Consider the following 26,346-nt stretch of genomic DNA (forward strand, 5'->3'; position numbering starts at 1 on the left):
CAGAGTTATCCACTGTCAATTATCAATTGTCAATTGTCAATTGTCAATTTATTTAACTCTCCCAATCACCATAAATTTCTCAAATACTTTTGCAGTATGCGGCGCATCTGAGAGCTCCTCCGTCAAATCCTGCCCCGCCCAGTGCTCATAGTGTTTCCCACTCCGCCACAAGCGGCTACCGGATACATCATAGATAAAACCCTGATACGCTACCCAAATTTCCGGTTTATCCTGTCCGTTCCTGAGAGCAAGTTGCTTCAGCGTGTAAAAAGGTAATTCAACTTCCATTATATAGGGGCTCCGGCACTACGCCGTCTGAAATATTCGAAAAACAAGATATTGACCAGCAGCATACTCAAGGAATAAAAATGATCCTCAAAAGGAATGGTCCCCACCCTCATCGCCGAATTTTGAGCGTCGTTATACATTACCACTGGCAAAGAAGTCAGCAATCCATTTACAATATAAAAAGGAATGAGTGAAATGAAATACGCAAGATAGAACCGGCCGGTATATGCAGGTCTCTTTATATAAAAGAACAAGACTACAAACAGCAACAAACCAAAAGTGATCAGGGTATACACCCTGTTAAAGTACAACACCAGCATGACGATACTGAGTGCAATCATCAACAGACTAATAACATTACCGATACGCCCCAAAATGTCCTTCTTTACATAGTAATTCAGGCATTCATAAATAAATATACAAGCAAAGGGCACTGTAATAAAGAAGAGGATCTCTTCGAGAGGGAGGTTTAAGAAGTATATACCAATGAGGTATTTCGCGTTAAATGTCCAGACATCATATAAGGTGAACAGATAATCCCACAATAAAAACAAGCCGCCCGTTATAATTAAGCCTGGAAATATAAACTTCCATTTTTTATAAAACTGCACTCTTTTATCAAAAGAAAGAACTACAGGAAAAAATAATGTTAGAAAATTAATAAGCAGATAAGTGTATTGCTTATCCATTTTTTATGCCCTCATTTAGTATTTCAACTTCTTTGGTATTAAACCGGTTTGTCTTTTTGAGAAAAATGATAATATTCTTCACCAGTGTACTATCTGCAGTACCAAAACTGTCCTTTTCAACCAACTCAACAATCTTCTTGCGGTCTTCCTCGAGATGCTTACCAAGCCCCAGGAACGAAGGCATGTAGTGTTCAACACTAAATCGCAAGAATCGAATTTCAAGACTCTCAGGACTGCTGGCCACAGCTTTTTCGAGGTCATGCAATCCGCTCTTCAAATATGCGACTTTACGGTAAGGATTCCATGAGTGTTTTGCCATTATTGCCTGCGCTGAACCATAATAAGCCGTTAGCAGCGGATCCGAAGATCGCATTGCTTTCATCTTTTCACAGAATTTTTCCGCAGCATCTTTGTCTTTAACGGCTGCATAAAATTCCTGTCGCACCTGTTTGATGTCGAAGGCGTTTAAGTTAGTAAAGGACGTGGATAGAACAAACAGAATAAAAAAGTAACGGATCATATTGGTCATGGATCAGATTGTATTCAGTTTATCTTGAAGCAATGCCCGTGCCATCAGGTATAATTTCCTTCTGCCCGAAACACGCACTCTTTCTTTGCCTAGTAAATCCACAGGCCGGGACCTGATTTTCCTGAATAGTTCGTAGTAATAGAGGTAAGCGACAAACACTCCCCGTTTAGCCGCGCGGGGTAATTCCCTGATCCCTTTTAATCCCTCCTCGAAATCCTTTTGAATATCTGTTTCAATTTCCTTCTTATCTGATTCTGAAAAACGCGCAAAATCAACCCCGGGAAAATACACCCTTCCTCGTTCTTCAAAATCCGCTTTGATATCCCGCAGAAAGTTTATCTTCTGAAATGCCGAACCTAATCGTCTTGCCTCGGGCAATAACCTGGAATATAATGAATCGTCCCCGGCACAGAACACGCGCAGGCACATTAGGCCGATAACTTCTGCCGATCCGTAAACATAGGTGTTATATAAGTCTGAAGAATAGCTTTTCTTTTCAAGGTCCATCTCCATAGAAGCAAAAAAAGCATTTATCAGGCAAGTCTCAATCTTATATTTATGTACTACTTTTTGAAAAGCATGGAGTATTGGATTCAGGCTGATACCTGTTTCTAACGCTTCAAATATTTCGCTTTTAAACTGATTGATAAGCTTCCGCTTATTATAGTCATGGAAGGTATCTACAATCTCATCTGCGTATCTCACAAAACCGTATATAGCATAAACAGGGGCCCGTAGTTTACTGTCAAAAGCCCTGATGCCCTGACTGAACGACGTGCTGTATCTTTCAGTAACTATCTTGCTGCACTCAAAAGAAGTACTAGTGTACAAATCCATCATAGTGTCACGGTTCAACATTATCACAAAATACGGAAATTAAGCACAAAAGTTTCTAATACCGGTTATCGGTACAAAAATTAAACAGCCCCACACCCGCCGTTTTACAATCCCTTTACTTACTTTTAATGCAATGAAAAGTTCAAAAATTGCTATTATCGGCTCAGGATTTGCCGGCCTCGCGGCAGCGGCTCTTCTCGCTGCCGAAGGTCACGATGTTACAATTTATGAAAAGAACGAGCAGCCCGGGGGCAGGGCCCGGGTGTGGCAAAAAGATGGCTTTCGCTTCGACATGGGTCCCAGCTGGTACTGGATGCCTGATGTTTTCGAGAACTTTTTTAACTTATTTAAGCATAAAACATCCGATTTCTATGAATTAAAGCGTATTGATCCTTCATACCGGATATACTGGAATAAGAATGACTATAATGATATCCCTGCTGGTATACCGCAGCTCAAAGAAATGTTTGAGCAATTGGAACCGGGATCGGCGGCTAACCTTGATATATTCCTGAAGCAGGCTGGATATAAATATTCCACCGGTATGGGCGACTTCGTATTCCGGCCCTCAAATTCTGTAAAAGAGTACATGGATATCCGGCTTCTTACGGCCAGTTTCAAATTGCAGATGTTCTCAAGTATACGCGCCCATGTTAAAAAATATTTTAATAACCCCAGGATCGTTAAGCTGCTTGAGTTCCCCGTATTGTTCTTAGGCGGAACCGCTAAAAACACCCCTGCGCTTTACAGTATGATGAACTATGCAGACCTCGCTCTTGGCACATGGTACCCAATGGGAGGCATGAATGAAATTGTTAAAGCTATGGTCGCCGTTGCAGAGGAACAGGGCGTAAGAATAAAGTTAAATAGCGAAATAAAGGAAATTAAGGTTATAGATAATAAGGCCAGCAGCGTAGTGACCGAAACCGAATCATTTGATGTGGATATGGTGATCTCAAATGCGGATTATGAACACACAGATCAAACGCTTCTGGAAACGAAATATCAAAATTACAGCGCAGCTTATTGGGATAAACGGGTTTTATCTCCTTCTTCTCTCCTGTTCTTTATCGGAACGAATAAGAAGGTTGAAGGAATAAAGCACCACAACCTGTTTTTTGACGAAGATTTCGAGAAACATTCTGAAGAGATTTACAAAGAACCTGCATGGCCGCAAAAACCTTTGTTTTATGTTTGCTGTCCCTCTAAAACCGATCCCCATGTAGCGCCCCCCGGAGCCGAAAACCTGTTTTTCCTAATCCCCGTTGCTTCCGGCCTGACCGATACACCGGAGATTCGCGAGAAGTATTTCAACATGATAATGGAGCGTTTTAAGACGATCACCGGACAGGACATACGCCCGTCGATAGTTGTAAACAGAAGTTATGCTATTAACGACTTCATAGAAGATTACCACTCTTTCAAGGGAAATGCGTACGGACTTGCCAACACGCTGCTGCAAACTGCCTTCCTGAAACCGAAACTACGTTCAAAGAAAGTGGAAAATCTTCTTTATACAGGCCAGCTTACGGTGCCTGGCCCGGGCGTCCCTCCTGCTATTATATCCGGTCAGGTGGCTGCCCGGGAAGCAATAAAATACCTTCAATCCACAACCTAAAACCACATATTAACATACAGCGGTATGCTCACAGTGAATTTCATCGTCACATATCTTCCATAGGTAATAACCACCAGACAGGTTGAGTACATTTGTAAAATCATGCTGCACGAGAATCCGCTGTGCGAGGTATCCTCTTAACCCGATCTGACAGTATAAGATGACCTTTTTTTCAACCGGGATCTCCTTCAGTCTGTCCCTCAGCTCGTCGACGGGAATATTTACTGCATTAGGGATGCAACCTGATTCATACTCTGCGCGGGTTCTGACATCAAGTAAAAAACACTCTTCTTCCACATTCCGGAGGTCTTTACCCTGAATAACTTTCAACCGTCCCTGAAGTATATTCTCAGCTACAAAGCCTGCAATATTTACAGGATCTTTCGCTGAAGAGAATGGCGGAGCATACGCGTGTTCAAAGTTGCAGAGATCGAATAAAGTACCTTTGTTTTTGATCACAGAAGACATCACATCCAAACGCTTATCCACCCCTTCATAACCGGCTACCTGCGCCCCTAAAAGTTGGCCCGTATCAGGTGAAAAGGTTATTTGAATGCTCATTTGCTGAGCTCCCGGATAATAGCCGGCGTGCGAACCACTGTGAGTGGTTGAAACAATATGCTTTATTCCATCTTTCTCAAGATGTTTTGCTGGTACGCCAGCCGCACCTACTGTCATGTCGAAGACTTTAACAATAGCGGTATTAATAGAACCCTCATACTTCTGAATATCACCCAATACCATATTATTGGCACAGATTCTCCCCTGCTTATTTGCCGGGCCGGCCAGGTACGTAATGGCGGGCTTACCCGTAATTGGATTTGTAAACTCAATAGCGTCGCCTACGGCGTAAATATCTGGTTCTGATGTATGCAGGTACTCGTCGACAAGAATCCCTCCCGTTATGCCTAATTGCAGACCTGCCGGCGCTGCCAGCCTCGTATCCGGCCTGACGCCGATTGATAAGATTACAAGATCGCACCCAATCGACTCTCCATCCTTTAAAAGCACATTCAAAGCGCCCGCCTCACTCTTCCCGAAACCGGTTACAACAGAGTTCAAATGCAAATTCACCCCTTTAGTGCGTATATGCTGCTGAACGAGAGCTGCTACAGGAGCATCCAGCGGGGCGAGAATTTGCGGACCCATTTCAACAATATGAATATCTACCCCTAAATGGTGCAAGTTCTCGGCCATCTCAAGCCCAATGAACCCCGCCCCTATAACTACAGCCCGTTGTGTTTTATGCTCCGTTATATATTCTTTTATATAATCCGTATCCGTTACATTCCTCAGTGTAAAGATACCCTCAAGCTCTATCCCCGGCAGCGGCGGCCTCACGGGCTCTGCTCCGGGAGCAAGTACCAGTTTATCAAAATCCTCCTCGTACACTTCACCTGTCTGGCAATTTCTTGCCGTTACCGTTTTGAACGGTACATTAATCCTTGTCACTTCTGTACTCACCCGCACATCGATATTGAATCTTTTGCTAAAGGATGAAGCTGTTTGAACAAAGAGTTTATTACGGTCTTTTATAACGTCTCCTATGTAATAGGGCAAACCACAATTGGCATAGGATATATACTTTCCTTTTTCAAAAATGACAATTTCAGCCTTCTCGTCCATGCGCCTCAATCGTGCAGCGGTACTGGCTCCGCCTGCGACACCTCCGATAATAACGTATTTCATTCGAATAATTTTAGGCCAAAGTAAGGAAGTAAATCCGTGATAAAATGTAACTTTAATCACATTATTGGGTTAAAGCTATTTTGCGTGAGGCAGAGTAAATACTTTTGTAATCTATGGACGACTTTTCGCCTGCTTATTATATAGAAAAACATTTCAGCCAGTTTGAACCGGCACTAAAAGAAAAGATCATAAGCCATTGCACCGTTAAAAACTTTTCTGCGGGGGAGATCCTCATGCAAACAGGCCAATATTTCAGATCTACCGTTTTAATTGTCGAGGGCAGAGTTAAGCTCTACCGGGAGGGTACAGGCAGCGAAGAATTCTTCATGTATTATCTCGAACCCGGCTCTGCCTGCGCTTTATCTATCATCTGTGCAACACGCCAGCAAACAAGTGAGGTAATGGCCAAGGCAATTGAACCTACCACCGTGTTAATGATTCCTATCCAACTAATGGATGAACTCATGCGGGATTACAAAAGCTGGTACTACTTTGTTCTGGACTCCTACCGCACACGCTTTGAGGAGCTTCTGACCGTGGTTGACAACATTATTTTTAAAGGGATGGATGAACGGCTGGAGTTTTATCTGAAAGGACAATACGAAAAGATGAAAACTAACCAGCTTCGTATTACTCATCAGGAGATTGCAAACGATCTCAGTACTTCCAGAGAAGTTGTATCGCGATTGCTTAAAAAAATGGAGCAGAACAAAAAAATAAAGCTCTTTCGCAATTATATCGAATGGCTGTAAGGGGATCAACTACTGTGACAATTATCACTGAGTGAGTGTGCATTTACCCGGACCTTTGCGACACTAAAATAAAAAGCAAAATCAGTTGATTTGTGCTGCTAAGGGTTGACTATTTTAGTGAGATTTTTGGTAAGAAAACATGATAAATAACATTATAGATTTAATACGACAACCATGGTCGTGGTATGTATCGGGGCTTGTAATAGCTGCGATCATGGCAACGCTGCTGCTTTGGGGTAAACAGTTCGGTTTTTCGTCCAACCTCCGTACGATCTGTGCAATGTGCGGTGCAGGCAAGAAGGTAAGCTTCTTTAACTTCAATTGGAAAGATCAAAAATGGAACCTTCTTTTCCTGGCAGGAGCAATCCTCGGGGGGCTAATTTCAGGCACCTTGTTAAGGGATAGCAGTCCAATGAACTTGTCGTCGGCCACAATCATAGATCTTAAAGAACTTGGAATTTCGTTCGATGGACAAATGAATCCATCTCAGATATTTGGCACCGATTTCCTGTTTTCCGTTAAGGGCATCATTGTACTCGCAGGAGGCGGATTCCTGGTAGGTTTCGGATCAAGATATGCCGGAGGCTGCACCTCAGGACACGCCATCTCAGGTCTTTCAAATCTTCAGCGCGCATCACTCATTGCTGTCGTTGGCTTCTTTGCAGGTGGTTTGATTATGACCCATATTTTTTTACCCTTAATTTTTTAGAATGAAAGGACTACGTTTTATTTTGGCAGGTGTGTTATTCGGGATAGTAATGAGCAAGTCTGAAGCTATGTCGTGGTACCGGATTCAGGAAATGTTCAGATTCCAGTCATTCCACATGTTCGGCATTATAGGCACAGCAGTGATCACCGGGATAATTATCGTATACATAATCAAAAAATACAATGTCAAAGACTCTTCCGGACAAGAAATCGTTCTCAGGGACAAAGTCGAAGGCTGGAAAAGGTATTTATATGGGGGAGTTATTTTTGGCCTGGGCTGGGCTCTCACTGGCGCTTGTCCCGGCCCCATGTTTGTAAATATAGGGTATGGCTACCTCTCATTTATCGTAGTAGTATGCGGAGCCTTACTCGGCACATATGTGTACGGAGTATTGAAGGATAAACTACCTCATTAACTTCCCTGCCCTGTAACAAATCGTCTTATCCTCGCTCTAAACCAACAGGATTTAGTACTTTTATTGCATGGCCATAAGCAAAAGCTATAAAGAAAATGTGAGGGTTGCACTCCAATCTGTAAAAAGCAACAAACTCAGAACATTCCTTACCGCAGCAATTATAGCAATCGGTCTGATGGCTTTAGTGGGGATATTAACTTCTATTGATGCCATAAAGAGCTCACTGAATAATACTTTTTCAAAGATGGGCGCCAATTCATTTACGATCAGGAACCGCGGACTTGGAATCAGAATAGGAGGAGAAGGCCAGCGTGCTAAACGATACAAATCAATTACCTTCAGGGAAGCTATTGCCTTTAAGGAAGAATTTACTTTCCCTGCGCTTGTTTCAGTAAACACTTTTGCAACTCAGGGGGCTACCGTGAAATACGGAAGTGAAAAAACGAATCCCAACATAAATGTTCTTGGCGGCGACGAGAATTATATCACTACAGGCGGGTTTGTCCTCGCGGCGGGAAGAAACTTCTCTCAAAATGAGGTCGACTACGGCAGTAACGTCGTTATAATAGGCTATGAGATAAAAACAAGGCTCTTCCCCAAGTCCAATCCGATTGACAAGCCCATCCTTATAGGAGGTAATAAATTCAGGATCGTTGGCTTGTTTGAAGAAAAGGGCGCCGGAGCAGGCTTTGGTGGAGATAAGATCTGCGTAGTTCCGCTTCTTAAGGCCCGGCAGATCATGACTTCTAACCAGCCTTCTTATACGATCACGGTAATGAACAATAATCCGCAAGTGACCGAAACGGCTATTGGTGAAGCAACCGCCCTGTTCAGAAATATAAGGGGACTGAAAGCCGGGATGGATGACAATTTTGAGATAACCAAGAGCGATGCTATCGTTCAAACCTTACTCGAGAATATCAAATATGTTACGCTCGCGGCTATTGTGATTGCTTTTGTAACGCTCGCAGGTGCTTCTATCGGACTGATGAATATTATGCTTGTTTCTGTTACCGAGCGAACGCGCGAAATCGGTATACGAAAAGCGATTGGCGGCACGCCTGCAATTATCAGACAGCAGTTTTTATTAGAAGCTATTATCATATGCCTTTTCGGAGGCCTGGCAGGCATTGTTCTCGGCATACTCATAGGAAACCTGGTGGCAATGGTTCTTGGCGCCAGTTTTATCATTCCATGGGCATGGATTGTCCTGGGTGTGATACTTTGCGTTTCCGTAGGAATCATATCAGGGTTCTATCCGGCATCAAAAGCTTCACGTCTCGACCCGGTTGAAGCGCTGCGATATGAATAAACTGGTTGCAGGTTGTGAGTTGCGGGTTGTAAGATTTTAATTGCCCCCCTAAATCTCACAACTTATATCTCACAACCTACAACTCACAACTCACATCTCATAACCCCCTTACATCTTATACTGCTTCAGATAATACTCCTGGTAATTGCCAGATGTGACATTTTCAAGCCACTCATCATTGTTCAGGTACCAATCAACGGTTTTCTCCAGACCCTCTTCAAACTGAAGACTTGGCGTCCATCCTAGCTCGCGTTGGAGCTTGCCTGAGTCTATCGCATAGCGAAGATCGTGACCTGCCCGGTCGGTAACAAAGGTTATAAGCTTCTCTGAAGTACCAGCATCACGACCTAGTTTGGTGTCCATAATCCGGCATAACACGCGAATCAGATCGATATTTTTCCATTCATTATGTCCGCCGATATTATAGGTATCTCCCGCCTTTGCGTTGTGAAAAATCACATCTATTGCCCGGGCATGGTCCTCAACCCATAACCAGTCGCGAATATTTTCTCCCTTTCCATAAACAGGCACGGGCTTGTTATTCTTGATATTGTTTATTGCAAGAGGAATAAGTTTCTCAGGGAAATGAAAAGAGCCATAATTATTGGAGCAATTTGATATTACTGCATTTAAGCCGTAAGTATCATGATAAGCCCTCACAAAATGGTCCGAACTGGCTTTAGAAGCAGAATACGGACTATGTGGATCATAGGGCGTCTCTTCTGTGAACATGCCATCCTCACCCAGGGTTCCGTAAACCTCGTCTGTAGAAACATGATAAAAGCGTTTGCTCCCGTAATCACCTTTCCATAGATTTCTGGCTGCATTCAAAAGATTCACAGTGCCCACAACATTCGTCATTACAAAATCAATGGGACTTGTTATTGACCGATCAACGTGCGATTCGGCAGCCAGGTGAATAACTGCATCCGGCTTCTCCTTCTCGAATAAGCTCTCAATAAAAGTAGTGTCTACAATATCTCCTTTTATAAAACTATAATTCGGAGCATCTTCTATGTCGCGCAAATTGGCCAGGTTACCCGCATAAGTCAGCTTATCAAGATTGACAATCTGGTATTCGGGATAGGTGTTTACAAAACGTCTTACAACGTGAGATCCAATAAATCCGGCCCCTCCGGTAATTAATATCGTCTTCATTCTTTTTGATGTGCGTTGCGGGTTGCGTGTTGTAAGTTGTAGGTAGTGAGATGTAAGATGTTGGTTGTGTAGGGTGCGAGTTGAGGAGAACAGGCTTCTCCCGGAAGCAAATTCATAACTCAAACTTAAACACGCGACTCACAACATACCACCCGCAACTCACAACCTGCAACTCATACAACCTTTTACAAAGGATGTTCGTTAATATAGTTTTCCCAAGCCCAGGCAGAGCGCATCATTTCGTCGAGTCCAAGTCCGGCTTTCCAGTTCAATTCCTGTTCTGCTTTCGACACATCGCCCCAAACCTGTTCAACATCTCCCTCACGACGCTCACCTATCTTATAATTAAGCTTTACACCTGTGCTGCTTTCGAATGCCTTAATCACTTCAAGTACCGAGCTCCCTTTGCCAGTACCAACGTTAAAGATTTCGTAATTACCTGACATTTTCTCTGCTTCCTGACGCCTCAATGCAGCAATATGAGCTTTTGCAAGATCTACAACATGAATATAGTCACGAATGCAACTTCCGTCCGGAGTGTTGTAATCACTTCCATAAACCGTTATAGGCCCTCTTTTGCCGATAGCGCTTTGCGTAATAAAAGGCACAAGGTTTTGAGGCACACCAATAGGCAGTTCGCCGATCAAAGCCGACTCATGCGCGCCTACCGGATTAAAATATCTTAAAGAAATGATATGGTAATTCGGATTCACAGAAGCTGTTTCCGACAGTATTTCTTCTGATATCTGCTTCGTGTTTCCGTAAGGCGATTCTGCCTTTTTTACCGGAGCCTCTTCCGTCACGGGTAATTTATCAGGCTGACCGTAAACAGTACATGATGAAGAAAACACGAAATTAACCTTTCTGCCTGCAAATGCTGTGAGAAGATTAATGAGTGAGAAAAAATTATTCCGGTAATATTTGAGTGGCTGTTGTACAGACTCACCCACTGCTTTATGCGCCGCAAAATGGATGACACCTGAAATATCAGGATTGTTGGCGATCAGATCTTTCACTTTTTCTTCTTCACACAGATCAAGCTCATGGAAGGTGGGTCTGATGCCCGAAATCTTCGTTATCTGATCAAGAATGCCGATACTTGAATTGTCGAGATTATCAACAATTACAACTTCATAACCGGCCTGCTGAAGCTCAACAACAGTGTGGGAGCCAATATATCCGGTTCCACCTGTTACTAAAATTTTGTTCATGGGTTTATTTATTATAACTTGTAAAATCCTTATGCTCAATCTTCTCGATCACTTCTGTAGGGAGCGACTTGAAGTATTCATAGGTAATCTTTAATCCCTCAGCCCTCGAAACTTTTGGTTCCCATCCCAGAATTTCTCTCGCTTTGGTAATATCTGGCCTTCTTTGCTTCGGATCATCAACAGGAAGAGGCTTTGTTATTAACTGCTGTTTAGTGCCGGTAAGCTTAATTATCTCCTCGCCGAACTCTTTGATTGTGATTTCGTCCGGATTACCGATGTTTACCGGATACACATAGTCAGAAAAGAGCAGGCGGTAAATACCTTCTATCAGGTCATCTACGTAGCAAAAAGATCTTGTTTGACTTCCATCTCCGAATACAGTGAGGTCTTCGCCCCTGATAGCCTGTCCTATAAAGGCAGGCAGCACCCGTCCGTCGTTCAAACGCATGCGGGGACCATATGTATTAAAGATCCTTACAATTCTGGTTTCTACACCATGAAAAGTATGATACGCCATGGTCATCGCTTCCTGGAAGCGCTTGGCTTCGTCGTATACTCCACGCGGGCCAACCGGGTTAACGTTGCCCCAGTATTCCTCGGGCTGCGGATTGACATTTGGATCGCCGTATACTTCCGACGTGGAAGCAATTAATATCCGCGCTTTCTTTTCCTTTGCCAGACCCAATAAATTGTGAATACCAAGCGAACCGACCTTTAAGGTCTGTATGGGGATTTTCAGGTAATCGATTGGACTTGCCGGTGAGGCGAAATGGAGAATATAATCAAGATCACCCGACACATGTACAAACTTGGAAACATCATGATGATAAAACTCGAAGTTCTCCAGCTTAAAAAGATGTTCAATATTGCGCAAATCACCTGTGATCAGGTTGTCCATCGCAATTACATTGAATCCCTCATTTATAAAACGGTCACATAGATGTGAGCCCAGAAAACCGGCAGCGCCGGTTATCAAAATTCGTTTTCCTGCCATTAGTTTTCTATAGTCTTTCTTCCGATACTATTATAATAATACCCGCAATCAATCATCTTTTGAAGGTCGTATAAGTTTCTTCCGTCAAAGATTACGCGCGACTTCAAACCTGCTTCTATCCTGTCAAAATCAGGAGTCCTGAACAAGGACCATTCCGTTACAATGATCAGGGCATCAGCTCCCTGTACCGCTTCATATGCATCGGCGGCATATTTTATAGTATCCCCCTTCAACCTTTTTACATTTTCCATAGCTTCGGGGTCGTAAGCAACGATTTCAGCACCTTCTTTCAGAAGTTCATCGATAATATACAAAGCAGGAGCCTCCCGGATGTCGTCGGTTTCCGGCTTAAAGGCTAGTCCCCACATTGCAAACTTTTTACCTTTCAAATCCCCTTTGTAATACCGGCGCATCTTCTCAACAATAACTACTTTCTGTTTCTCGTTTACAGACATAACCGAATTGAGTATGCTGAAGTCGTAGTTTACCTCCGATGCCGACTTTGCTAAGGCCTGTACATCTTTAGGGAAACAGCTTCCGCCATAACCTACTCCCGGGAAAAGAAAACGTTTGCCGATCCTGGCATCAGCACCAATCCCTCTTCTCACCATATCCACATCTGCACCGACCAGTTCACAAAGGTTCGCTACTTCATTCATAAAAGTGATTTTTGTAGCAAGGAATGAGTTTGCAGCGTACTTAGTCAGTTCCGAAGAACGTTCATCCATGAAAATGATAGGATTTCCTGAGCGTACATAAGGTCCGTATAGTTCTTCCATCAGTTTGCGGGCCCGTTCACTACGGGTTCCAACAACCACTCTGTCCGGCTTCATAAAATCCTCTACAGCAACCCCTTCCCTTAAAAACTCGGGGTTAGACACCACATCTACTTCCACAGAAGTGTTCGCCCTAAAAACCGCAGTTACCTTATCTGCGGTGCCTACAGGAACGGTAGACTTGGTGACCACTACTTTATAATCGGTTATCAAACCGGCAATATCTTTAGCGGCTCCCAGTACATAACTGAGATCTGCACTGCCATCATCACCGGGAGGAGTGGGTAATGCCAGAAAAATGATCTTTGCATCTTTAATAGCATCGGCCAGATTAGAGGTAAAATCAAGCCGTCTTTGTGCAATGTTCCTGTAAAATAGAGTCTCAAGTCCTGGTTCATAGATCGGAATCTGCCCCCGGTTCATTTTTTCAACCTTTTCTTCATTGATATCTACACAGGTTACATCGTTTCCTGTTTCTGCAAGACACGTCCCGGTTACCAGCCCGACATATCCGGTTCCTACTACCGCAATTTTCATAAGGATCTATTTCTTTTATTGTTATTTATTAACATTTTCATGGTTAAGTCGTCATCATACAGACCTGAAAGATTTATACGGTTGCAAGTATGACATTTGTTATAATTTATTTCTTCAATCATACTATTGAATATTAAACTGTAATTTCGGCGACGATTAACAGTAATTTTCACGAAGATAAAATAATAAGCAATTATATGGTATTTCTCTATAACTTGGGTATTAAACTGTATAACATATTGTTATTTTTACTGCATTTCTTCAATCCCAAGGCTCGTCTTTGGGTCGATGGAAGAAGAAATATTTTTGAGAACATAGCCGCCCAGGTTAACGCTCAGCAAAAGCATATTTGGTTTCATTTTGCGTCTTTAGGTGAGTTTGAACAGGGACGACCCGTTCTTGAACAAGTAAAAAAAGCATATCCGGCAAATCCCATTGTCATAACATTCTTCTCCCCTTCAGGATATGAGTTAAGAAAAAATTATTCACTGGCAGATCACGTATTTTATCTGCCGCTGGACACAAGACAAAATGCGAAGAGGTTCATTGAGCTGATCAATCCCAAATTTGTCATTTTTACGAAGTACGAGTACTGGTATCATTACTATAAACAATTAAACAGAAGCGGCATTCCCCTTTATATTATCTCCGCTATTTTCCGCGAGAATCAGCCATTCTTTAAATGGTACGGCAGCCTGAACCGGAAGATCCTAAGTTTTGTTTCTCATTTTTTCGTACAGGATGAATTCAGCGCCGGAATGCTGAAACGCATCCATATTAACAACGTCACGGTGAGCGGAGATACGCGGTTTGACAGGGTAGCTGAAAACGCCCAGGCTCCAAAACAGTTTGAAATAGTAAAGAAGTTTTGCGGCGACTCGAAAGTTTTCGTTGCAGGGAGTACCTGGCCGGAAGATGAAAACCTCATCGCGGCGTTGGTAAAGGCCTACCCCGACTGGAAATTTGTCCTCGCACCGCATGAGATAAAACCCGAAAAAATAAAAGCGCTTGAAGACAAACTTCCAAAGGGAGCTTCTATTCGGTACTCCGTTCTTTCGGCTGATGAATCCAGTGATGTAAAGGCTGTCACCAACCCACAGCTTCTCATTATCGACAATATAGGCATGCTATCTTCTCTTTACCAATACGGCGGGATTGCCTACATTGGCGGCGGATTTGGAGTAGGGATACATAATACCCTCGAAGCAGCAGCTTTTGGCATACCGGTTATTTTTGGTCCAAACTATCAGAAGTTCCTTGAAGCAAAATCGTTGATCAGTAACGGCGGAGGTTTCACAATAGCTAATGAAGCCGAGCTCCGCAGCGTCATGCAAAACCTTCAGGACGAAGTTTTCAGAAAACAGGCAGGCAGTGCTGCAGGTAACTTCGTTCAGGATCAAAAGGGAGCAACTGGTACTATAATTCGTTTCTTAGCAAAAACGATTCAATAACGATCCTTTTTCATAAGCTTATAAAAACCGGCTGAGGCGGTATCAGCAACTGAACCATCCGGTTTGTGATAGATCAGGTACGCCTCGAGATTCTTTTGCCGGCTTGTAAAAGCAATAGCATTCTCCAGCCCCATGCCCATTAAAGCATTATCATATCCGTCGGCGGTAATTGCGTCTTTTGCCCACAGGGTAACGCTGATCAGTTCATTTTGTATCGGGTAGCCGGTACGCGCATCTATAAGGTGCGATATCTTCCGGTTCCCTTTCTGATAATATTTCCGGTAGTTGCCCGACGTCGTAATTGCTCCATCGCCGACATATAATATCTTCTGCAAAGGTTCCGGATTAAAATCATCCGCAGGTCCCTCCACTCCAACAGACATAAGTCCTCCATCTGGCTGTCTCCTTCCCTTTATCCTGATCTCGCCACCTATCTCTACAAGATAGTTTCTTATACCCCTTCGTTCAAGATAAGATGCAAGAATATCTACACTGTAGCCCTGAGCAATGCCATTGACGTCGATCTGTAAGCAGCGCGAATCTTTAACCAAACTGTCTTTAGATAAATGAAGCTTTTCCATACCTACGCAGTTCATCAGTCTTCCTACGGCTGCAGAGTCGGGGATATCATTACCAGCTTTGGCTCCAAAACCCCAGGCCTCTACGAGAGGCTGAATGGTGATATCAAAGATGCCACCAGTTTTTTCAAAAACCTCTTTTGACTTATTAACCACAGCTTTGAGATGACGGTCTGCTTTAACCGCTCTATCTGAGGCGTTAAACTTTGAAATCAATGAATAAGGTTTATAAACCGATAGCGAGCTATCTATGCCTGCAAGTATATATTCAATTTCACCTTGATTGACGAGGCTGTCTTTTGCATAATAGGTAATATGATAGGTAGTACCTTGTGTGTAACCGGAAAGATGAAATGGCTTTAGCTTGTCAGTTTGAGGAAAACACCAGAAAAACAACGCTAAAATCAAAAACGATAGGACCTTCATATCAGCTTATTCGAAATATATCGGTGTAAATCTCACATCATACCGGTCTGACTGCAAGTTGTGCCAGCACATCGATCCATTCAGCTTTATCATTCAAACTCTCAACCAGTTGCACTTTCTCACCACCGAGTGCCTTAAACTCGAGGTCGTATTCTTCGGCAATCTCATAGATCGTTTCAAGACAGTCGGCAACAAATGCCGGACTGAATACCAACAAGCGTTTGGCACCACCTTTCCCCAGAGAGTGTATCACTTCGCTGGTATAAGGCTGGGCCCAGGGGTCTTTACCAAGACGTGACTGGAATGTCACTGTATATTTCTCCTTAGGAATCGAAAGCCTTTCTGCAATCAGCCTCGCTGTATTGTGGCATTGGGCTGAATAGCAAAACCTGTTGACGTCGGTTAAGCGCGAACAGCAATCAGCAGACTGAAGGCAATGCTTTTTACTATCATCTGCCTTTATAAGCTGACGTTGCGGCAACCCGTGAAAACTGAATATGATATGATCAAAAGTTTCGGGCTGATACTTCAGTCCATTAGCTGCGAAAATTTCGATCATTCCCGGCTCATCATGATAGGAGTTCAAAAAAGAGATGGAAGGAATAGTTTGCCACTTGCTCACCTGTTCCATTACTTTCTGATGAACAGAACCTGTGGTTGCAGAAGCATACTGCGGGAACAAAGGAATCACCTTAATACTTTTCACACCTGCTGCTTTAAGCTTCTCCAACGCCACCGCAATGGAAGGGTTCTGATACCTCATTCCAAGTGCTACACAATAGTCGTCGCCAAGCTTCCTCTGAAGCAGCTCTGCGGCCCTTACACTATAAAAAAGCAGGGGCGAGCCGTTTTCCGTCCACACTTTCTGATATGTTTTGGCTGATTTAGGTCCCCGGAAAGGAACAATGATCCCCTTAACAAGGAGAGTCCTGCCTACCGCACTGATATCGATCACCCGCTCATCCATCAAAAATTCATCAAGATAACGGCGTACGTCACTAACAGAAGGACTATCGGGAGTACCTAAGTTTACTAATAAGATTCCTTGTTTGCTCATATTGATTCGGCACAAATATAAGTTGGCCAGCTCGTTATTGATATAGTAAAGAACGGATTTGACTTAGTAAATACTTTTTCAGGGTTTCGTCTTCCATAACTTCCACCAGGGTATACCGGGGTATTCATGATGCTCGTAATGATAGCCGAAGAAATAGCAGCTTAAAAAGCCAAGCAAGTGGTTCTTTTTCTGAGTCCCTGAATAATGCTTATTATTATGCTCACCGTGATGTGGTAACCATGTACCAAAGTAAAATAGCTGCAGAGTGCTTAACAGTGCCGGAGCTACCCAAAAGAGCACGAGGTTTTTCTGCGGGAACCACATAGCTAGAACATTAAACGACACGGCCATACATATGAACTGCAAGACCGACATATATTCAGGCATAAACTTGAAGTACCATCTTATGAAGCTTCCTTCAGAATAATCAGGATCAAGATCTGAATGCACGTATTTATGATGCTGATGATGTTTGATGTTTAGTTTTTTAAAAGAAAAAGCGGCATATAGAGCTGTGCAGATCTGACCTGTTATAAAATTCACTCTTTCGGAGGGATAGATGGTACCATGCATCGCATCGTGCGCTGTAATAAAAAGTCCGGTATACAGGTGCATTTGCACCAACACCATGAGGTACACCACAGGATTGCTCCATGAAAACTGCCACCTTAACAAAAACACAAGACAGACCAGCCATGTAACAATTACAGCGATTGCAACAAACAGCCCTGCCTTAGATGCTTGATTCATGGCCTAGTATTCTTCGAGGGTTCTCTTAACCTTCTCCATAAGCCATAGAGGTGTAGATGTAGCGCCACAGATACCTACTTTATCACCAGGGTGAAACATGTCGGCCTTCAATTCTTCCACGCCTGAAATAAAATAAGTATCGGGATTATACTTACGGCAAACTTCATATAAAACTTTCCCGTTCGACGATTTCTTCCCCGACACAAATACTATCTTATTGAAGTTGGTTACGAAGCCCCTGAGTTGCTCATCGCGATTAGAAACCTGCCTGCATATAGTATCATTTGCATCAACATCGTAACCACGCCTGATCAATTCATCCTTTATCTGGTAAAATTTATCCGTACTCTTTGTTGTCTGGCTGTATAATGTGAACTTTTTAGGAAGATCCATATTATCCAGTTCTGAGAGGTCCTGGAACACCAGTGCCTCATTATTTGTCTGCCCCTGTAATCCAATTACTTCTGCATGACCATGTTTCCCGAAAATAAGGATCGGTTCCTTTTCTTCGTGCGACGTCTTTATCCTGTTTTGCAGCTTTAACACCACCGGACAAGAAGCGTCGATCAGCGTAATATTATTTTTCAGCGCAATCCGGTAAGTTTCAGGAGCTTCGCCATGCGCCCTGATAAGGACTTTCTCTCCATGAAGATCCTTAAGATGTTCATGATCTATAATCCTTAAACCTTGCGCCTTGAGACGCTCAACTTCCTCATCGTTATGCACAATATCTCCCAGACAGTATAAATATCCCTCTTCCCGGAGAATCTCCTCCGCCATATCAATGGCATATACAACCCCAAAACAAAAGCCGGAATTTGTATCTATCGTAACCTCAAGATTGTAGCTCATATCCTTAACTAATACAAAAATACAGAAATAATGTTAGGAAGGCGGTTTCCATAATTGACAGTTGAAAATTGACAATTGAAAGTGAAAACATTATCAACGTTATTTTTATTTATCCTCCGCCCATTTTGAATTGTCCCCTGTCAACTGTCCATCGTCCCTTATCCATTGTCGACTGTCAATTCTCCCTTGTCAATTGTCCATTGTCAATTCTCCCTTGTTAATTGTCCATTGTCCTTTGTCAATTGTCAATTGTCCATTATCAAAAGAATGAGGAAAAACAAAAATTGCGTTATAAACAAGACTGGCGCAGCTGGATTATGTTTCTTAAAAGGGAGATGCATAAAAAGGTATAACAGTGCAAAAGAAAACAGGTACCATGCAACATAATTCTGCGGGGGAATATCGTAGGTTTTCCATGACCAGTAATCAAAGCGAATAGCCACGGGCTCTATCACAAAGTCGAGCAGTGTGACAAATGTGGATCCCACAGCTGCAGCTAAAACAGTATTTTTTATACCTATAGATTTTACAAGCATTCCGGCGGAATAGATCACCAGGATCCAGTTAACTCCAATCATCAGGGGTATTTCCATCAGTTTCAGGCCTAAAGTGCTCCCATAAGAATATTCGCCGAAGATCATTCCTGTATGCACTCCAATCAGCTCTATCGTATATCCCGCTATATATGTAATAACAAGGAATATATAAAATGAGGAGTTCTTCTCCGGCTGACTGAAGATCATTAGAAACAGCATCAGCAGCAGGTGAAATGGTACAAGCTGCTTAAATAGCCCATTGAACGCCGGCACCATAAAGCCTGTCAGCCCCACTACGTGAAATATCACGATCAGTAAAACACATATTGAGTTACGGCTCAGCTTCATTAATTCGTATATCCAAAACAAGCATCAAGTCGTTCAATTCTGCCCGACAGCACGATATGCGTCAAGCTTCGACTTTAAACTTTTAACGTTCAACTTTCAATCCTCAACTTTCCACTCTCAACATTCAACTCTCCACTCTCCTCTCAACATTCAATTCTCCACTCTCCGCCCCTTCCAGGTAATTGTTTTGGTCAAATGTTTTTGTATCGACAAAAAAGATATAAGCACAAATGCAGCCATCTGAAAAGGGTGGAGTAAAATATTAACCAGTGGATTCTGCCCGCTTAATAAGGAAATCATCAGGCGCGAAAGGATTATCAGCGTGACAGCAAAAAATAGCAGCTGGATATCCAGATACAAAGCGATGAAAAGAGGTCCCATCATAACGAGCAGCAAATAACATATTAGTCCGGCAATATTATTATTAAACCCGGCAAGCAGATTCTTACTAAATCCAGCAGCGGCTTCTTTAAAGCCTGTATACATCCGGCAAGAAACAAATCCATTGGCGAGTAAAGCCTCTGCTTTATACTGGTAAGCTTTTATCAGTTTCATAATTGCAATATCCTCAACTACACGGTCTTTAACCTGCGCATGCCAATGATGACTATGATAGTTCGAAGCATCAAACAACATGAACTGGCCGCTTGCAGCAGAGAATGCAGTATTCCTGGTGAGGCGCACCAGGCGCAGAGGAAGCAGGTTAAGCAGTAAAAAGTGCATCAGGGGAACCACCATCCATTCTCCCAATGTGCTCATTACCTGGTTTGTAAAAAGGCTTAATAATGTCAATTTCCCCATCTTCATCCGGTTAATCGAATTATTAATCAGTCCGGGTGATATAAAAGTGTCGGCATCAAGAAACAATAAATATCTTCCTACGGCCAGATGTGCCAGCTGGTGGCATGCAAAGTTCTTCCCCAGCCATCCTTCGGGCAGAGGCTCTCCCCTCACTACCCTAAAACGGTTGTCTGTTTTGACGAAGTTTGCACAGATATCATATGTAAGGTCCGTAGAGGAATCGTCAAGCACAATCACTTCAAAATTTTGATAATCCTGGTGCTTAATAGATTCAAGGAGCTTTAAGATATCGTGCTGTTCGTTCCTTGCCGGAATAACAATTGAAACCAAATCAGTGTACTTTCTTGCAGTCTTGTTTAGCTTCGGATTGGAAATAAAATTGAATAAGGTGACAGCAAACCGAAGTATGAGAAAGAAGAAGACTACATAATATATCAACATGGTTAAACGATAGTGCGGTTTTGCAAATTCCGCGAAATTTCGTAATGTTTATTATAAGCCCGTTTAATTAGTTGCAGACTAGTAAACTCGGCATCTTCCCAGCTCATCAGATAACAATTAACAGAGGGCTTGCGGTTTTCAAAATAATCAACGAAAGAAGCAGCAAAAACGTATTGAAATCTTTTGTCGGACGAATTGATGAGATTAAGCAAGCCTTTCTCAAACTTTATCTCGTGGGTATGCGACGAATATAATTTCCCCTGCGGAAACACCAATACCAGGTTACTCTTATCATTCAAAAGTTTGCCTGCATACTCGAGAGCCTCCACAACACTCTTGGAGTGCTTTTTGACCGGAAAAGCACCGAGATATTTAAGAAACCACAGTTTTCGGTAGTTTTCTTCATTTACCATCACATGGAAGTTCTTTTTAAAGAGTCGCTTATTAAGCTCAAACATCAGAAAGCCATCCCACCATGAAAAATGATTAGCGATAAGGAGCACAGCCCTGTCCTGATCAAAAACAGGTTGATGGAAAGAGAATTCCCTAAAGTCGCGGCCAATAATCCGGCTGATGTACCACGAAAAGAAAGCTTTTACAACACGCTTATGCATGCTGCAAGTTAATGTATTTAAGGTTAGAATAAAATAGTAACAGGAACCGTTCGCCGCATTTATCAGAACCTAAACCCCGGAAAAATATCTAATTCCCCACAACCCACAACCTGCAACTTACAACTCTTACAACTCTTATAAGCCCTCAAACTTTTCCCAAAAACCGTCATGGGGCAAGGGCGCCTCAATCACTACTTCTTCTTTCTTTACCGGATGAATAAAACGAAGTCTTTTAGCATGAAGAGAAATAGTCTTCCTCAGGCTTCCCCTCGGATAACCATATTTATTATCACCTACGATGGGGCATTTTAATGTAGAGAGCTGAACCCTGATCTGATGGGGCCGACCTGTAATTGGATCTACTTCGATAAGATAATATCCTCCAACCTCTCCTATCAGCTTATAATTAAGCTCAGAACGCAGGCTGCCTGTTACTTCATGATCGTAAGCAGTAGTAACGTTCTTCTGAGGGTTTTTAACAAGCCAGTGAACAAGGTTACCACTTTCGGGGACCGGCCGGTTCCGCACCACCGCCAGGTAAGTTTTTTTCATCTCCCTGTTTTTAAACATACTATTTATCCGGTCAAGAGCCTTGCTGGTTTTTGCAAAGAGGATCACACCGCTTACAGGGCGATCAAGCCGGTGCACAACTCCCAGAAATGCGCCATTGGGTTTATTATATTTTTTCGTCAGATATCTTTTAACCTTTTCGTCTAAAGGTTCGTCACCTGTATCGTCAACCTGCACGATATCTCCCCCCCTTTTATTCACTGCAATCAGATGATTATCCTCGTACAGGATATCCAGATCAGTAATATCTGAAGCGGGAGTTTGAAAGTTTGATTTGCCCATTATCTAAAAAAAGCTGTTTTTTGCTTTGAAAGTAAGTATGGTGGTTTCACGTGCGCAAACCCCCAATATTTAATTCCTGATTCTTGTTTCTTGATACCTGATGCTAGCTACCTGATACTAGATACCTGATACTAAGCTAGTATTGTTCCTTTTCATCCGGAAAGTCACCCGCTTTAACATCATTAAGATAGGCTTTTACCGCACCGTTAATTTCATCAAAGAGATTGAGATACTGCCGCAGAAACCTTGGCTTAAATCCCTTATTAAGACCGAGCATGTCATGGATCACCAGAACCTGGCCATCGCAACCCGGACCGGCGCCAATGCCGATAGTGGGAATCTTCACGCTTGCGGTAGCTTCTTCTGCCAGTTTAGCCGGGATTTTCTCAAGCACTGTGGCAAAGCAGCCAGCTTCCTGCAAGGCTATGATATCTGCCTTCAGCTTATTAGCTTCAGCTTCTTCCTTTGCCCGTACCGTATAAGTTCCAAACTTATGGATCGACTGCGGAGTCAAACCCAGATGGCCCATTACCGGGATGCCGGCGGTGATAATACGCGCTACCGACTCACAAATCTCCTGTCCGCCTTCGAGCTTAACCGCATGGGCGCCCGACTCTTTCATGATCCTGATAGCTGAATGCAAAGCCTCCTTTGAATTTCCCTGGTATGAACCAAAAGGAAGATCGACAACAACAAGACTCCTTTTTGCAGCCCTTACAACAGACGCAGCATGATAGATCATCTGATCGAGCGTAATCGGAAGCGTTGTTTCATGACCGGCCATAACATTCGAGGCGGAGTCGCCTACCAGGATAACATCTATTCCGGCATCATCCACAATTTTCGCCATCGAGTAATCATAGGATGTGAGCATTGCAATCTTTTCACCCCGCATCTTCATATCCTGCAGCGTGTTTGTAGTGATCCGTTTAATCACTGAATTAACTGACATATCGGCTTTCAATTTAAATTCGTGGCAAATGTACATGTAAAATTCAATAAAATAATTCCAGTTCAACTATTTAAAACGGACACGGGCCTGACTCTTTTTTATCACATAACCCTTCCGTATTCGACATTATTTATCTACCTTTGTCCCCTGTGAAAATTGAAGACAACTGCTTCAGTCTGTTGTACTCGGAACCGGGTGATTCTACCGGGAAACTCAAGCTTTTTCATTTATTTTCTGACATCAATCTTTGGGATACGGATGGAAAAGGATTTATTATAGCTTATGGTCCCGGCGTAGAGTTTGCATCACACGAGTGGCTGAATGACACTATCAACCAACAACATATTAAAAATTCATACCACATAAACTGAAATGATCAACTACATCAAATTACCTGCTGTACTCCTGCTCGAAGACGGAACGGTATTCAATGGAAAAGCGGCTGGAAAAATCGGCACTACTACCGGGGAAATTTGTTTCAATACGGGGATGACAGGGTATCAGGAAATCTTTACCGACCCTTCTTACTTTGGTCAGATCATGGTTACTACCAATGCCCATATCGGCAACTATGGTGTAACCAGTGAAGAAACAGAATCAGGAGACATAAAGATCGCCGGACTTGTTTGCAAGAATTTTAACATTGCCTACAGCAGAAAGATGTCGGAGAAATCCATACAGGACTATTTCCAGGAGGAAAACCTTATTGGTATTTCTGATGTTGATACCCGGGCTCTTGTTCGCCACATAAGGGATAAAGGAGCAATGAATGCCATTATCTCCTCAGAGATTCTTGACATTGAAGAGTTAAAGCAAAAACTTTCAGAAGTGCCTTCCATGGCAGGCCTTGAGCTTTCTTCGAAGGTAAGCACCAAAGAACCCTATTTTTACGGAAAGGAAGATGGCCGGCATAAAATTGCGGTACTTGATCTTGGTGTAAAGAAGAATATTCTCCGCAATTTTGATCACCGTGATGTTTATGCGAAAGTGTTCCCTGCCAAAACATCTTTTGAAGAGATGGAGAAATGGGCTCCCGACGGATACTTCATTTCGAACGGTCCGGGCGACCCTTCTGCAATGCCTTATGCCGTAGAAACGGTAAAGAAAGTATTGTCTGCTGATAAACCCCTATTTGGCATCTGCTTAGGTCACCAGCTGCTGGCGCTGGCAAATGATATACGTACGCAAAAGATGTTTAACGGACATCGCGGTTTAAATCATCCGGTAAAAAACATCATCCTTGATCATTGTGAAGTAACATCGCAGAATCATGGCTTTGGTGTAGTTGCCGATGACGTGCGCGACTCCGACAAGGTAGAAATCACCCATGTAAACTTGAACGATAATTCGATAGAAGGCATCAGGGTTAAGAACAAAAAGGCTTTCTCGGTACAGTATCACCCCGAGTCGTCGCCAGGCCCGCATGATTCGCGCTATCTGTTCGATCAGTTCGTGGATATGATGCAATAACGAAAAAGCCGCTTGCCTGGTTGGGCAAGCGGCTTTTTTGTTAGCAATTGGCATTTGGCCGTTAGCTATTGGCTCCGGCGAAAATACTGAAAGAGTGCCAGGCAATGGTCTGACATGAAATCCAAAGCTAATTGCCAATAGTTAAAAGCCGGCGGACAGCGGTCAGCCACTGTGCGCTAAATCACAAATTAATGTAATATTCGTTATTTTTGAAACATACAAAAACACTACTTTTGGCCTGCCTGCTTAGTGTTTATCTATACGATGTATCCTTCTTTTGAATCACGCAAAGAAGATCATCCATAAAACAAAAAAGCCAATTAGGTATTAATAATTAATAAAAAAAACAATGAGCTTAATTTTAGATGTCCATGCCCGTCAGATACTCGACTCCAGGGGCAATCCTACTGTTGAAGTAGACGTAATTACAGAAAATGGTATCCTTGGCCGTGCAGCAGTACCATCAGGTGCATCAACAGGTATGTATGAAGCTGTTGAACTTCGTGATAACGATAAGGCAACTTACATGGGTAAAGGTGTTTTAAATGCTGTTAAAAATGTAAACGAAATATTAGCTGAGAAGCTTAAAGGCATGGATGTATTTGAACAAAATGCGATCGATGCTTTAATGATCGAAGTTGACGGCACAGAGAACAAAGGTAAAATTGGTGCAAATGCTATTTTAGGTGTTTCTTTAGCAGTTGCAAAAGCAGCAGCACAAGAAAGCCGTCAGCCTCTTTACCGTTACATTGGTGGCGTTAATGCTAACACGCTTCCTATCCCAATGATGAACATCATCAATGGTGGTTCTCACTCTGATGCTCCTATCGCTTTCCAGGAATTCATGATCATGCCAGCTGGTGCTCCTTCTTTCTCTGAAGCATTACGTTGGGGTGCAGAAGTTTTCCATAACCTTAAGAAAATCCTTCATGACAGAGGCTTATCTACTGCAGTAGGTGACGAAGGCGGATTTGCTCCGACTTTCGATGGTACTGAAGATGCGGCTGAAACTATCTTAAAGGCGATTGAAAAAGCAGGTTACAAACCAGGTGTTGATATTTTCTTAGCTCTTGATTGTGCTTCTTCTGAGTTCTACAAAGACGGCATTTACGATTATACTAAATTTGAAGGTGAGAAAGGTGCAAAACGCACTAGTGCAGAACAAGCAGATTACCTTGCTCAATTAACTCAGAAATACCCTATCATTTCTATTGAAGATGGTATGGACGAAAATGACTGGGATGGCTGGAAATTGTTAACTGACAAAATCGGCGACAAAGTTCAATTAGTTGGTGATGATTTATTTGTAACTAACGTTACTCGTCTTCAAAAAGGTATCGATAGCAAAACCGGTAACTCGATCCTTGTAAAAGTTAACCAAATCGGTTCATTAACTGAAACTATCAATGCAGTATCATTAGCACAAACTAATGGTTATACTTCAGTGATGTCTCACCGTTCTGGCGAAACAGAAGATGTTACCATTGCCGACTTAGCTGTAGCATTAAACTGCGGTCAGATCAAAACTGGTTCAGCTTCACGTTCAGACAGGATTGCAAAATACAATCAGTTAATCCGTATTGAGGAAGAACTTGGTGCTTCTGCACGTTTCTTAGGCAAAGATTTCAAGTTTGTGAAATAGCATATCTCAAGATAGACTTGAGTCTTGAGATTTTAGATAATAGAAAAGGGGGCCGGTTACTG

Annotated in this window: 27 protein-coding genes; 9 read left to right on the forward strand and 18 right to left on the reverse strand. The window is 42.7% G+C overall.

The window, feature by feature from the left end; genetic code table 11:
- Window positions 1-48: 48 nt before the first annotated feature.
- From BDE36_RS20850 to BDE36_RS20865, 4 genes are read right to left on the reverse strand one after another with little or no spacing between them, the layout of a single operon-like run.
- Complete coding sequence (locus BDE36_RS20850; protein WP_128770525.1) at window positions 49-288, reverse strand: cytochrome b5 domain-containing protein; 240 nt, start codon at window positions 286-288, stop codon at window positions 49-51.
- The gene (locus BDE36_RS20855) at window positions 288-977 is read right to left on the reverse strand and encodes a lycopene cyclase domain-containing protein (RefSeq protein ID WP_141816359.1); all 690 of its coding nucleotides are present in this window, start codon (window positions 975-977) and stop codon (window positions 288-290) included. The genes BDE36_RS20850 and BDE36_RS20855 overlap by 1 nt, the downstream gene beginning before the upstream one ends.
- The gene (locus tag BDE36_RS20860) at window positions 970-1,497 is read right to left on the reverse strand and encodes a hypothetical protein (protein ID WP_141816360.1); all 528 of its coding nucleotides are present in this window, start codon (window positions 1,495-1,497) and stop codon (window positions 970-972) included. The genes BDE36_RS20855 and BDE36_RS20860 overlap by 8 nt, the downstream gene beginning before the upstream one ends.
- A 12-nt stretch (window positions 1,498-1,509) precedes the next feature.
- Entirely contained in the window at window positions 1,510-2,346 is an 837-nt protein-coding gene (locus BDE36_RS20865; RefSeq protein WP_141816361.1) for a phytoene/squalene synthase family protein, read from the reverse strand.
- Window positions 2,347-2,476: 130 nt separating this feature from the next.
- On the opposite strand from BDE36_RS20865, the gene BDE36_RS20870 reads away from it, so the two are divergent.
- Window positions 2,477-3,961, forward strand: a complete 1,485-nt coding sequence (locus BDE36_RS20870; protein WP_141816362.1) for a phytoene desaturase family protein — start codon at window positions 2,477-2,479, stop codon at window positions 3,959-3,961.
- Between the two features lie 9 nt (window positions 3,962-3,970).
- Here BDE36_RS20870 and BDE36_RS20875 read toward each other — a convergent pair whose 3' ends face one another.
- Window positions 3,971-5,650 carry an FAD-dependent oxidoreductase gene (locus tag BDE36_RS20875; RefSeq protein ID WP_128770521.1) on the reverse strand — a complete coding sequence of 560 codons (1,680 nt, stop codon included), beginning with the start codon at window positions 5,648-5,650 and terminating at the stop codon, window positions 3,971-3,973.
- 113 nt (window positions 5,651-5,763) lie between these two features.
- On the opposite strand from BDE36_RS20875, the gene BDE36_RS20880 reads away from it, so the two are divergent.
- The 4 genes from BDE36_RS20880 (at window position 5,764) to BDE36_RS20895 (ending at window position 8,838) form a co-directional block, all read left to right on the forward strand.
- Window positions 5,764-6,402, forward strand: coding sequence for a Crp/Fnr family transcriptional regulator (locus tag BDE36_RS20880; RefSeq protein WP_141816363.1), 639 nt, complete (start codon window positions 5,764-5,766; stop codon window positions 6,400-6,402).
- 139 nt (window positions 6,403-6,541) lie between these two features.
- Complete coding sequence (locus tag BDE36_RS20885) at window positions 6,542-7,111, forward strand: YeeE/YedE family protein (RefSeq protein ID WP_141816364.1); 570 nt, start codon at window positions 6,542-6,544, stop codon at window positions 7,109-7,111.
- A gap of 1 nt (window position 7,112) precedes the next feature.
- The gene (locus tag BDE36_RS20890; RefSeq protein ID WP_141816365.1) at window positions 7,113-7,526 is read left to right on the forward strand and encodes a DUF6691 family protein; all 414 of its coding nucleotides are present in this window, start codon (window positions 7,113-7,115) and stop codon (window positions 7,524-7,526) included.
- Window positions 7,527-7,593: 67 nt separating this feature from the next.
- Window positions 7,594-8,838: an ABC transporter permease gene (locus BDE36_RS20895; protein WP_141816366.1), complete on the forward strand. Its 1,245-nt coding sequence runs from the start codon at window positions 7,594-7,596 to the stop codon at window positions 8,836-8,838.
- Between the two features lie 108 nt (window positions 8,839-8,946).
- On the opposite strand, the gene rfbB is transcribed toward BDE36_RS20895, so the two are convergent.
- From rfbB to BDE36_RS20915, 4 genes are all read right to left on the reverse strand, one after another.
- Window positions 8,947-9,996, reverse strand: coding sequence for a dTDP-glucose 4,6-dehydratase (gene rfbB, locus BDE36_RS20900; RefSeq protein ID WP_141816367.1), 1,050 nt, complete (start codon window positions 9,994-9,996; stop codon window positions 8,947-8,949).
- A gap of 185 nt (window positions 9,997-10,181) precedes the next feature.
- Window positions 10,182-11,207, reverse strand: coding sequence for a UDP-glucose 4-epimerase GalE (gene galE, locus BDE36_RS20905; protein WP_128770515.1), 1,026 nt, complete (start codon window positions 11,205-11,207; stop codon window positions 10,182-10,184).
- 4 nt (window positions 11,208-11,211) lie between these two features.
- The gene (locus tag BDE36_RS20910) at window positions 11,212-12,201 is read right to left on the reverse strand and encodes a UDP-glucuronic acid decarboxylase family protein (RefSeq protein WP_128770514.1); all 990 of its coding nucleotides are present in this window, start codon (window positions 12,199-12,201) and stop codon (window positions 11,212-11,214) included.
- On the reverse strand, window positions 12,201-13,514 hold the full coding sequence (locus tag BDE36_RS20915; RefSeq protein WP_128770513.1) for a UDP-glucose dehydrogenase family protein: 1,314 nt from the start codon (window positions 13,512-13,514) through the stop codon (window positions 12,201-12,203). The genes BDE36_RS20910 and BDE36_RS20915 overlap by 1 nt, the downstream gene beginning before the upstream one ends.
- 239 nt (window positions 13,515-13,753) lie before the next feature.
- Between BDE36_RS20915 and BDE36_RS20920 the strand changes: the two genes are divergently transcribed.
- Window positions 13,754-14,965, forward strand: coding sequence for a 3-deoxy-D-manno-octulosonic acid transferase (locus BDE36_RS20920; protein WP_338080175.1), 1,212 nt, complete (start codon window positions 13,754-13,756; stop codon window positions 14,963-14,965).
- Here BDE36_RS20920 and BDE36_RS20925 read toward each other — a convergent pair.
- The 9 genes from BDE36_RS20925 to panB all read right to left on the reverse strand — a co-directional run bounded on the left by BDE36_RS20925 (window position 14,959) and on the right by panB (window position 23,172).
- Complete coding sequence (locus BDE36_RS20925; RefSeq protein WP_141816369.1) at window positions 14,959-15,969, reverse strand: FAD:protein FMN transferase; 1,011 nt, start codon at window positions 15,967-15,969, stop codon at window positions 14,959-14,961. The genes BDE36_RS20920 and BDE36_RS20925 overlap by 7 nt on opposite strands.
- Before the next feature lie 37 nt (window positions 15,970-16,006).
- Window positions 16,007-17,026 carry a ferrochelatase gene (gene hemH, locus BDE36_RS20930; RefSeq protein WP_141816370.1) on the reverse strand — a complete coding sequence of 340 codons (1,020 nt, stop codon included), beginning with the start codon at window positions 17,024-17,026 and terminating at the stop codon, window positions 16,007-16,009.
- A 78-nt stretch (window positions 17,027-17,104) separates the two neighbouring features.
- Window positions 17,105-17,776, reverse strand: coding sequence for a fatty acid desaturase (locus tag BDE36_RS20935; RefSeq protein WP_141816371.1), 672 nt, complete (start codon window positions 17,774-17,776; stop codon window positions 17,105-17,107).
- 3 nt (window positions 17,777-17,779) lie between these two features.
- Window positions 17,780-18,628 (reverse strand): 4-hydroxy-3-methylbut-2-enyl diphosphate reductase, encoded by an 849-nt coding sequence (locus BDE36_RS20940; protein ID WP_141816372.1) that lies wholly within the window; start codon window positions 18,626-18,628, stop codon window positions 17,780-17,782.
- 245 nt (window positions 18,629-18,873) lie between these two features.
- Window positions 18,874-19,512 carry a carotenoid biosynthesis protein gene (locus BDE36_RS20945; RefSeq protein WP_235904335.1) on the reverse strand — a complete coding sequence of 213 codons (639 nt, stop codon included), beginning with the start codon at window positions 19,510-19,512 and terminating at the stop codon, window positions 18,874-18,876.
- A 150-nt stretch (window positions 19,513-19,662) separates the two neighbouring features.
- Entirely contained in the window at window positions 19,663-20,754 is a 1,092-nt protein-coding gene (locus BDE36_RS20950; protein WP_141816373.1) for a glycosyltransferase family 2 protein, read from the reverse strand.
- Window positions 20,755-20,756: 2 nt separating this feature from the next.
- Window positions 20,757-21,368, reverse strand: coding sequence for a lysophospholipid acyltransferase family protein (locus BDE36_RS20955; RefSeq protein ID WP_141816374.1), 612 nt, complete (start codon window positions 21,366-21,368; stop codon window positions 20,757-20,759).
- A 135-nt stretch (window positions 21,369-21,503) separates the two neighbouring features.
- On the reverse strand, window positions 21,504-22,220 hold the full coding sequence (locus BDE36_RS20960) for an RluA family pseudouridine synthase (protein ID WP_128770505.1): 717 nt from the start codon (window positions 22,218-22,220) through the stop codon (window positions 21,504-21,506).
- A gap of 136 nt (window positions 22,221-22,356) precedes the next feature.
- Window positions 22,357-23,172 carry a 3-methyl-2-oxobutanoate hydroxymethyltransferase gene (panB, locus tag BDE36_RS20965; protein WP_141816375.1) on the reverse strand — a complete coding sequence of 272 codons (816 nt, stop codon included), beginning with the start codon at window positions 23,170-23,172 and terminating at the stop codon, window positions 22,357-22,359.
- A gap of 149 nt (window positions 23,173-23,321) precedes the next feature.
- Between panB and BDE36_RS20970 the strand changes: the two genes are divergently transcribed.
- From BDE36_RS20970 to eno, 3 genes are all read left to right on the forward strand, one after another.
- Entirely contained in the window at window positions 23,322-23,543 is a 222-nt protein-coding gene (locus BDE36_RS20970; RefSeq protein WP_128770503.1) for a hypothetical protein, read from the forward strand.
- Between the two features lies 1 nt (window position 23,544).
- Window positions 23,545-24,642 carry a glutamine-hydrolyzing carbamoyl-phosphate synthase small subunit gene (gene carA, locus BDE36_RS20975; RefSeq protein ID WP_128770502.1) on the forward strand — a complete coding sequence of 366 codons (1,098 nt, stop codon included), beginning with the start codon at window positions 23,545-23,547 and terminating at the stop codon, window positions 24,640-24,642.
- A 349-nt stretch (window positions 24,643-24,991) separates the two neighbouring features.
- The gene (gene eno / locus BDE36_RS20980; protein ID WP_128770501.1) at window positions 24,992-26,284 is read left to right on the forward strand and encodes a phosphopyruvate hydratase; all 1,293 of its coding nucleotides are present in this window, start codon (window positions 24,992-24,994) and stop codon (window positions 26,282-26,284) included.
- Window positions 26,285-26,346: the final 62 nt, after the last annotated feature.

Origin of the sequence: Arcticibacter tournemirensis (assembly GCF_006716645.1) — a bacterium.
Taxonomy (GTDB): domain Bacteria; phylum Bacteroidota; class Bacteroidia; order Sphingobacteriales; family Sphingobacteriaceae; genus Arcticibacter; species Arcticibacter tournemirensis.

Coding starts and splice junctions, on each gene's coding strand:
- BDE36_RS20925 (WP_141816369.1), bottom strand. CDS start 15,969: ATGAAGGTCCTATCGTTTTTGATTTTAGCGTTGTTTTTCTGGTGTTTT.
- BDE36_RS20945 (WP_235904335.1), bottom strand. CDS start 19,512: ATGAAGCTGAGCCGTAACTCAATATGTGTTTTACTGATCGTGATATTT.
- BDE36_RS20850 (WP_128770525.1), bottom strand. CDS start 288: ATGGAAGTTGAATTACCTTTTTACACGCTGAAGCAACTTGCTCTCAGG.
- BDE36_RS20895 (WP_141816366.1), top strand. CDS start 7,594: ATGGCCATAAGCAAAAGCTATAAAGAAAATGTGAGGGTTGCACTCCAA.
- BDE36_RS20870 (WP_141816362.1), top strand. CDS start 2,477: ATGAAAAGTTCAAAAATTGCTATTATCGGCTCAGGATTTGCCGGCCTC.
- BDE36_RS20890 (WP_141816365.1), top strand. CDS start 7,113: ATGAAAGGACTACGTTTTATTTTGGCAGGTGTGTTATTCGGGATAGTA.
- BDE36_RS20875 (WP_128770521.1), bottom strand. CDS start 5,650: ATGAAATACGTTATTATCGGAGGTGTCGCAGGCGGAGCCAGTACCGCT.
- BDE36_RS20880 (WP_141816363.1), top strand. CDS start 5,764: ATGGACGACTTTTCGCCTGCTTATTATATAGAAAAACATTTCAGCCAG.
- panB (WP_141816375.1), bottom strand. CDS start 23,172: ATGTCAGTTAATTCAGTGATTAAACGGATCACTACAAACACGCTGCAG.
- BDE36_RS20915 (WP_128770513.1), bottom strand. CDS start 13,514: ATGAAAATTGCGGTAGTAGGAACCGGATATGTCGGGCTGGTAACCGGG.
- carA (WP_128770502.1), top strand. CDS start 23,545: ATGATCAACTACATCAAATTACCTGCTGTACTCCTGCTCGAAGACGGA.
- BDE36_RS20940 (WP_141816372.1), bottom strand. CDS start 18,628: ATGAGCTACAATCTTGAGGTTACGATAGATACAAATTCCGGCTTTTGT.
- BDE36_RS20955 (WP_141816374.1), bottom strand. CDS start 21,368: ATGCATAAGCGTGTTGTAAAAGCTTTCTTTTCGTGGTACATCAGCCGG.
- rfbB (WP_141816367.1), bottom strand. CDS start 9,996: ATGAAGACGATATTAATTACCGGAGGGGCCGGATTTATTGGATCTCAC.
- BDE36_RS20910 (WP_128770514.1), bottom strand. CDS start 12,201: ATGGCAGGAAAACGAATTTTGATAACCGGCGCTGCCGGTTTTCTGGGC.
- hemH (WP_141816370.1), bottom strand. CDS start 17,026: ATGAGCAAACAAGGAATCTTATTAGTAAACTTAGGTACTCCCGATAGT.
- BDE36_RS20935 (WP_141816371.1), bottom strand. CDS start 17,776: ATGAATCAAGCATCTAAGGCAGGGCTGTTTGTTGCAATCGCTGTAATT.
- BDE36_RS20950 (WP_141816373.1), bottom strand. CDS start 20,754: ATGTTGATATATTATGTAGTCTTCTTCTTTCTCATACTTCGGTTTGCT.
- BDE36_RS20860 (WP_141816360.1), bottom strand. CDS start 1,497: ATGATCCGTTACTTTTTTATTCTGTTTGTTCTATCCACGTCCTTTACT.
- galE (WP_128770515.1), bottom strand. CDS start 11,207: ATGAACAAAATTTTAGTAACAGGTGGAACCGGATATATTGGCTCCCAC.
- BDE36_RS20855 (WP_141816359.1), bottom strand. CDS start 977: ATGGATAAGCAATACACTTATCTGCTTATTAATTTTCTAACATTATTT.
- eno (WP_128770501.1), top strand. CDS start 24,992: ATGAGCTTAATTTTAGATGTCCATGCCCGTCAGATACTCGACTCCAGG.
- BDE36_RS20865 (WP_141816361.1), bottom strand. CDS start 2,346: ATGATGGATTTGTACACTAGTACTTCTTTTGAGTGCAGCAAGATAGTT.
- BDE36_RS20960 (WP_128770505.1), bottom strand. CDS start 22,220: ATGGGCAAATCAAACTTTCAAACTCCCGCTTCAGATATTACTGATCTG.
- BDE36_RS20885 (WP_141816364.1), top strand. CDS start 6,542: ATGATAAATAACATTATAGATTTAATACGACAACCATGGTCGTGGTAT.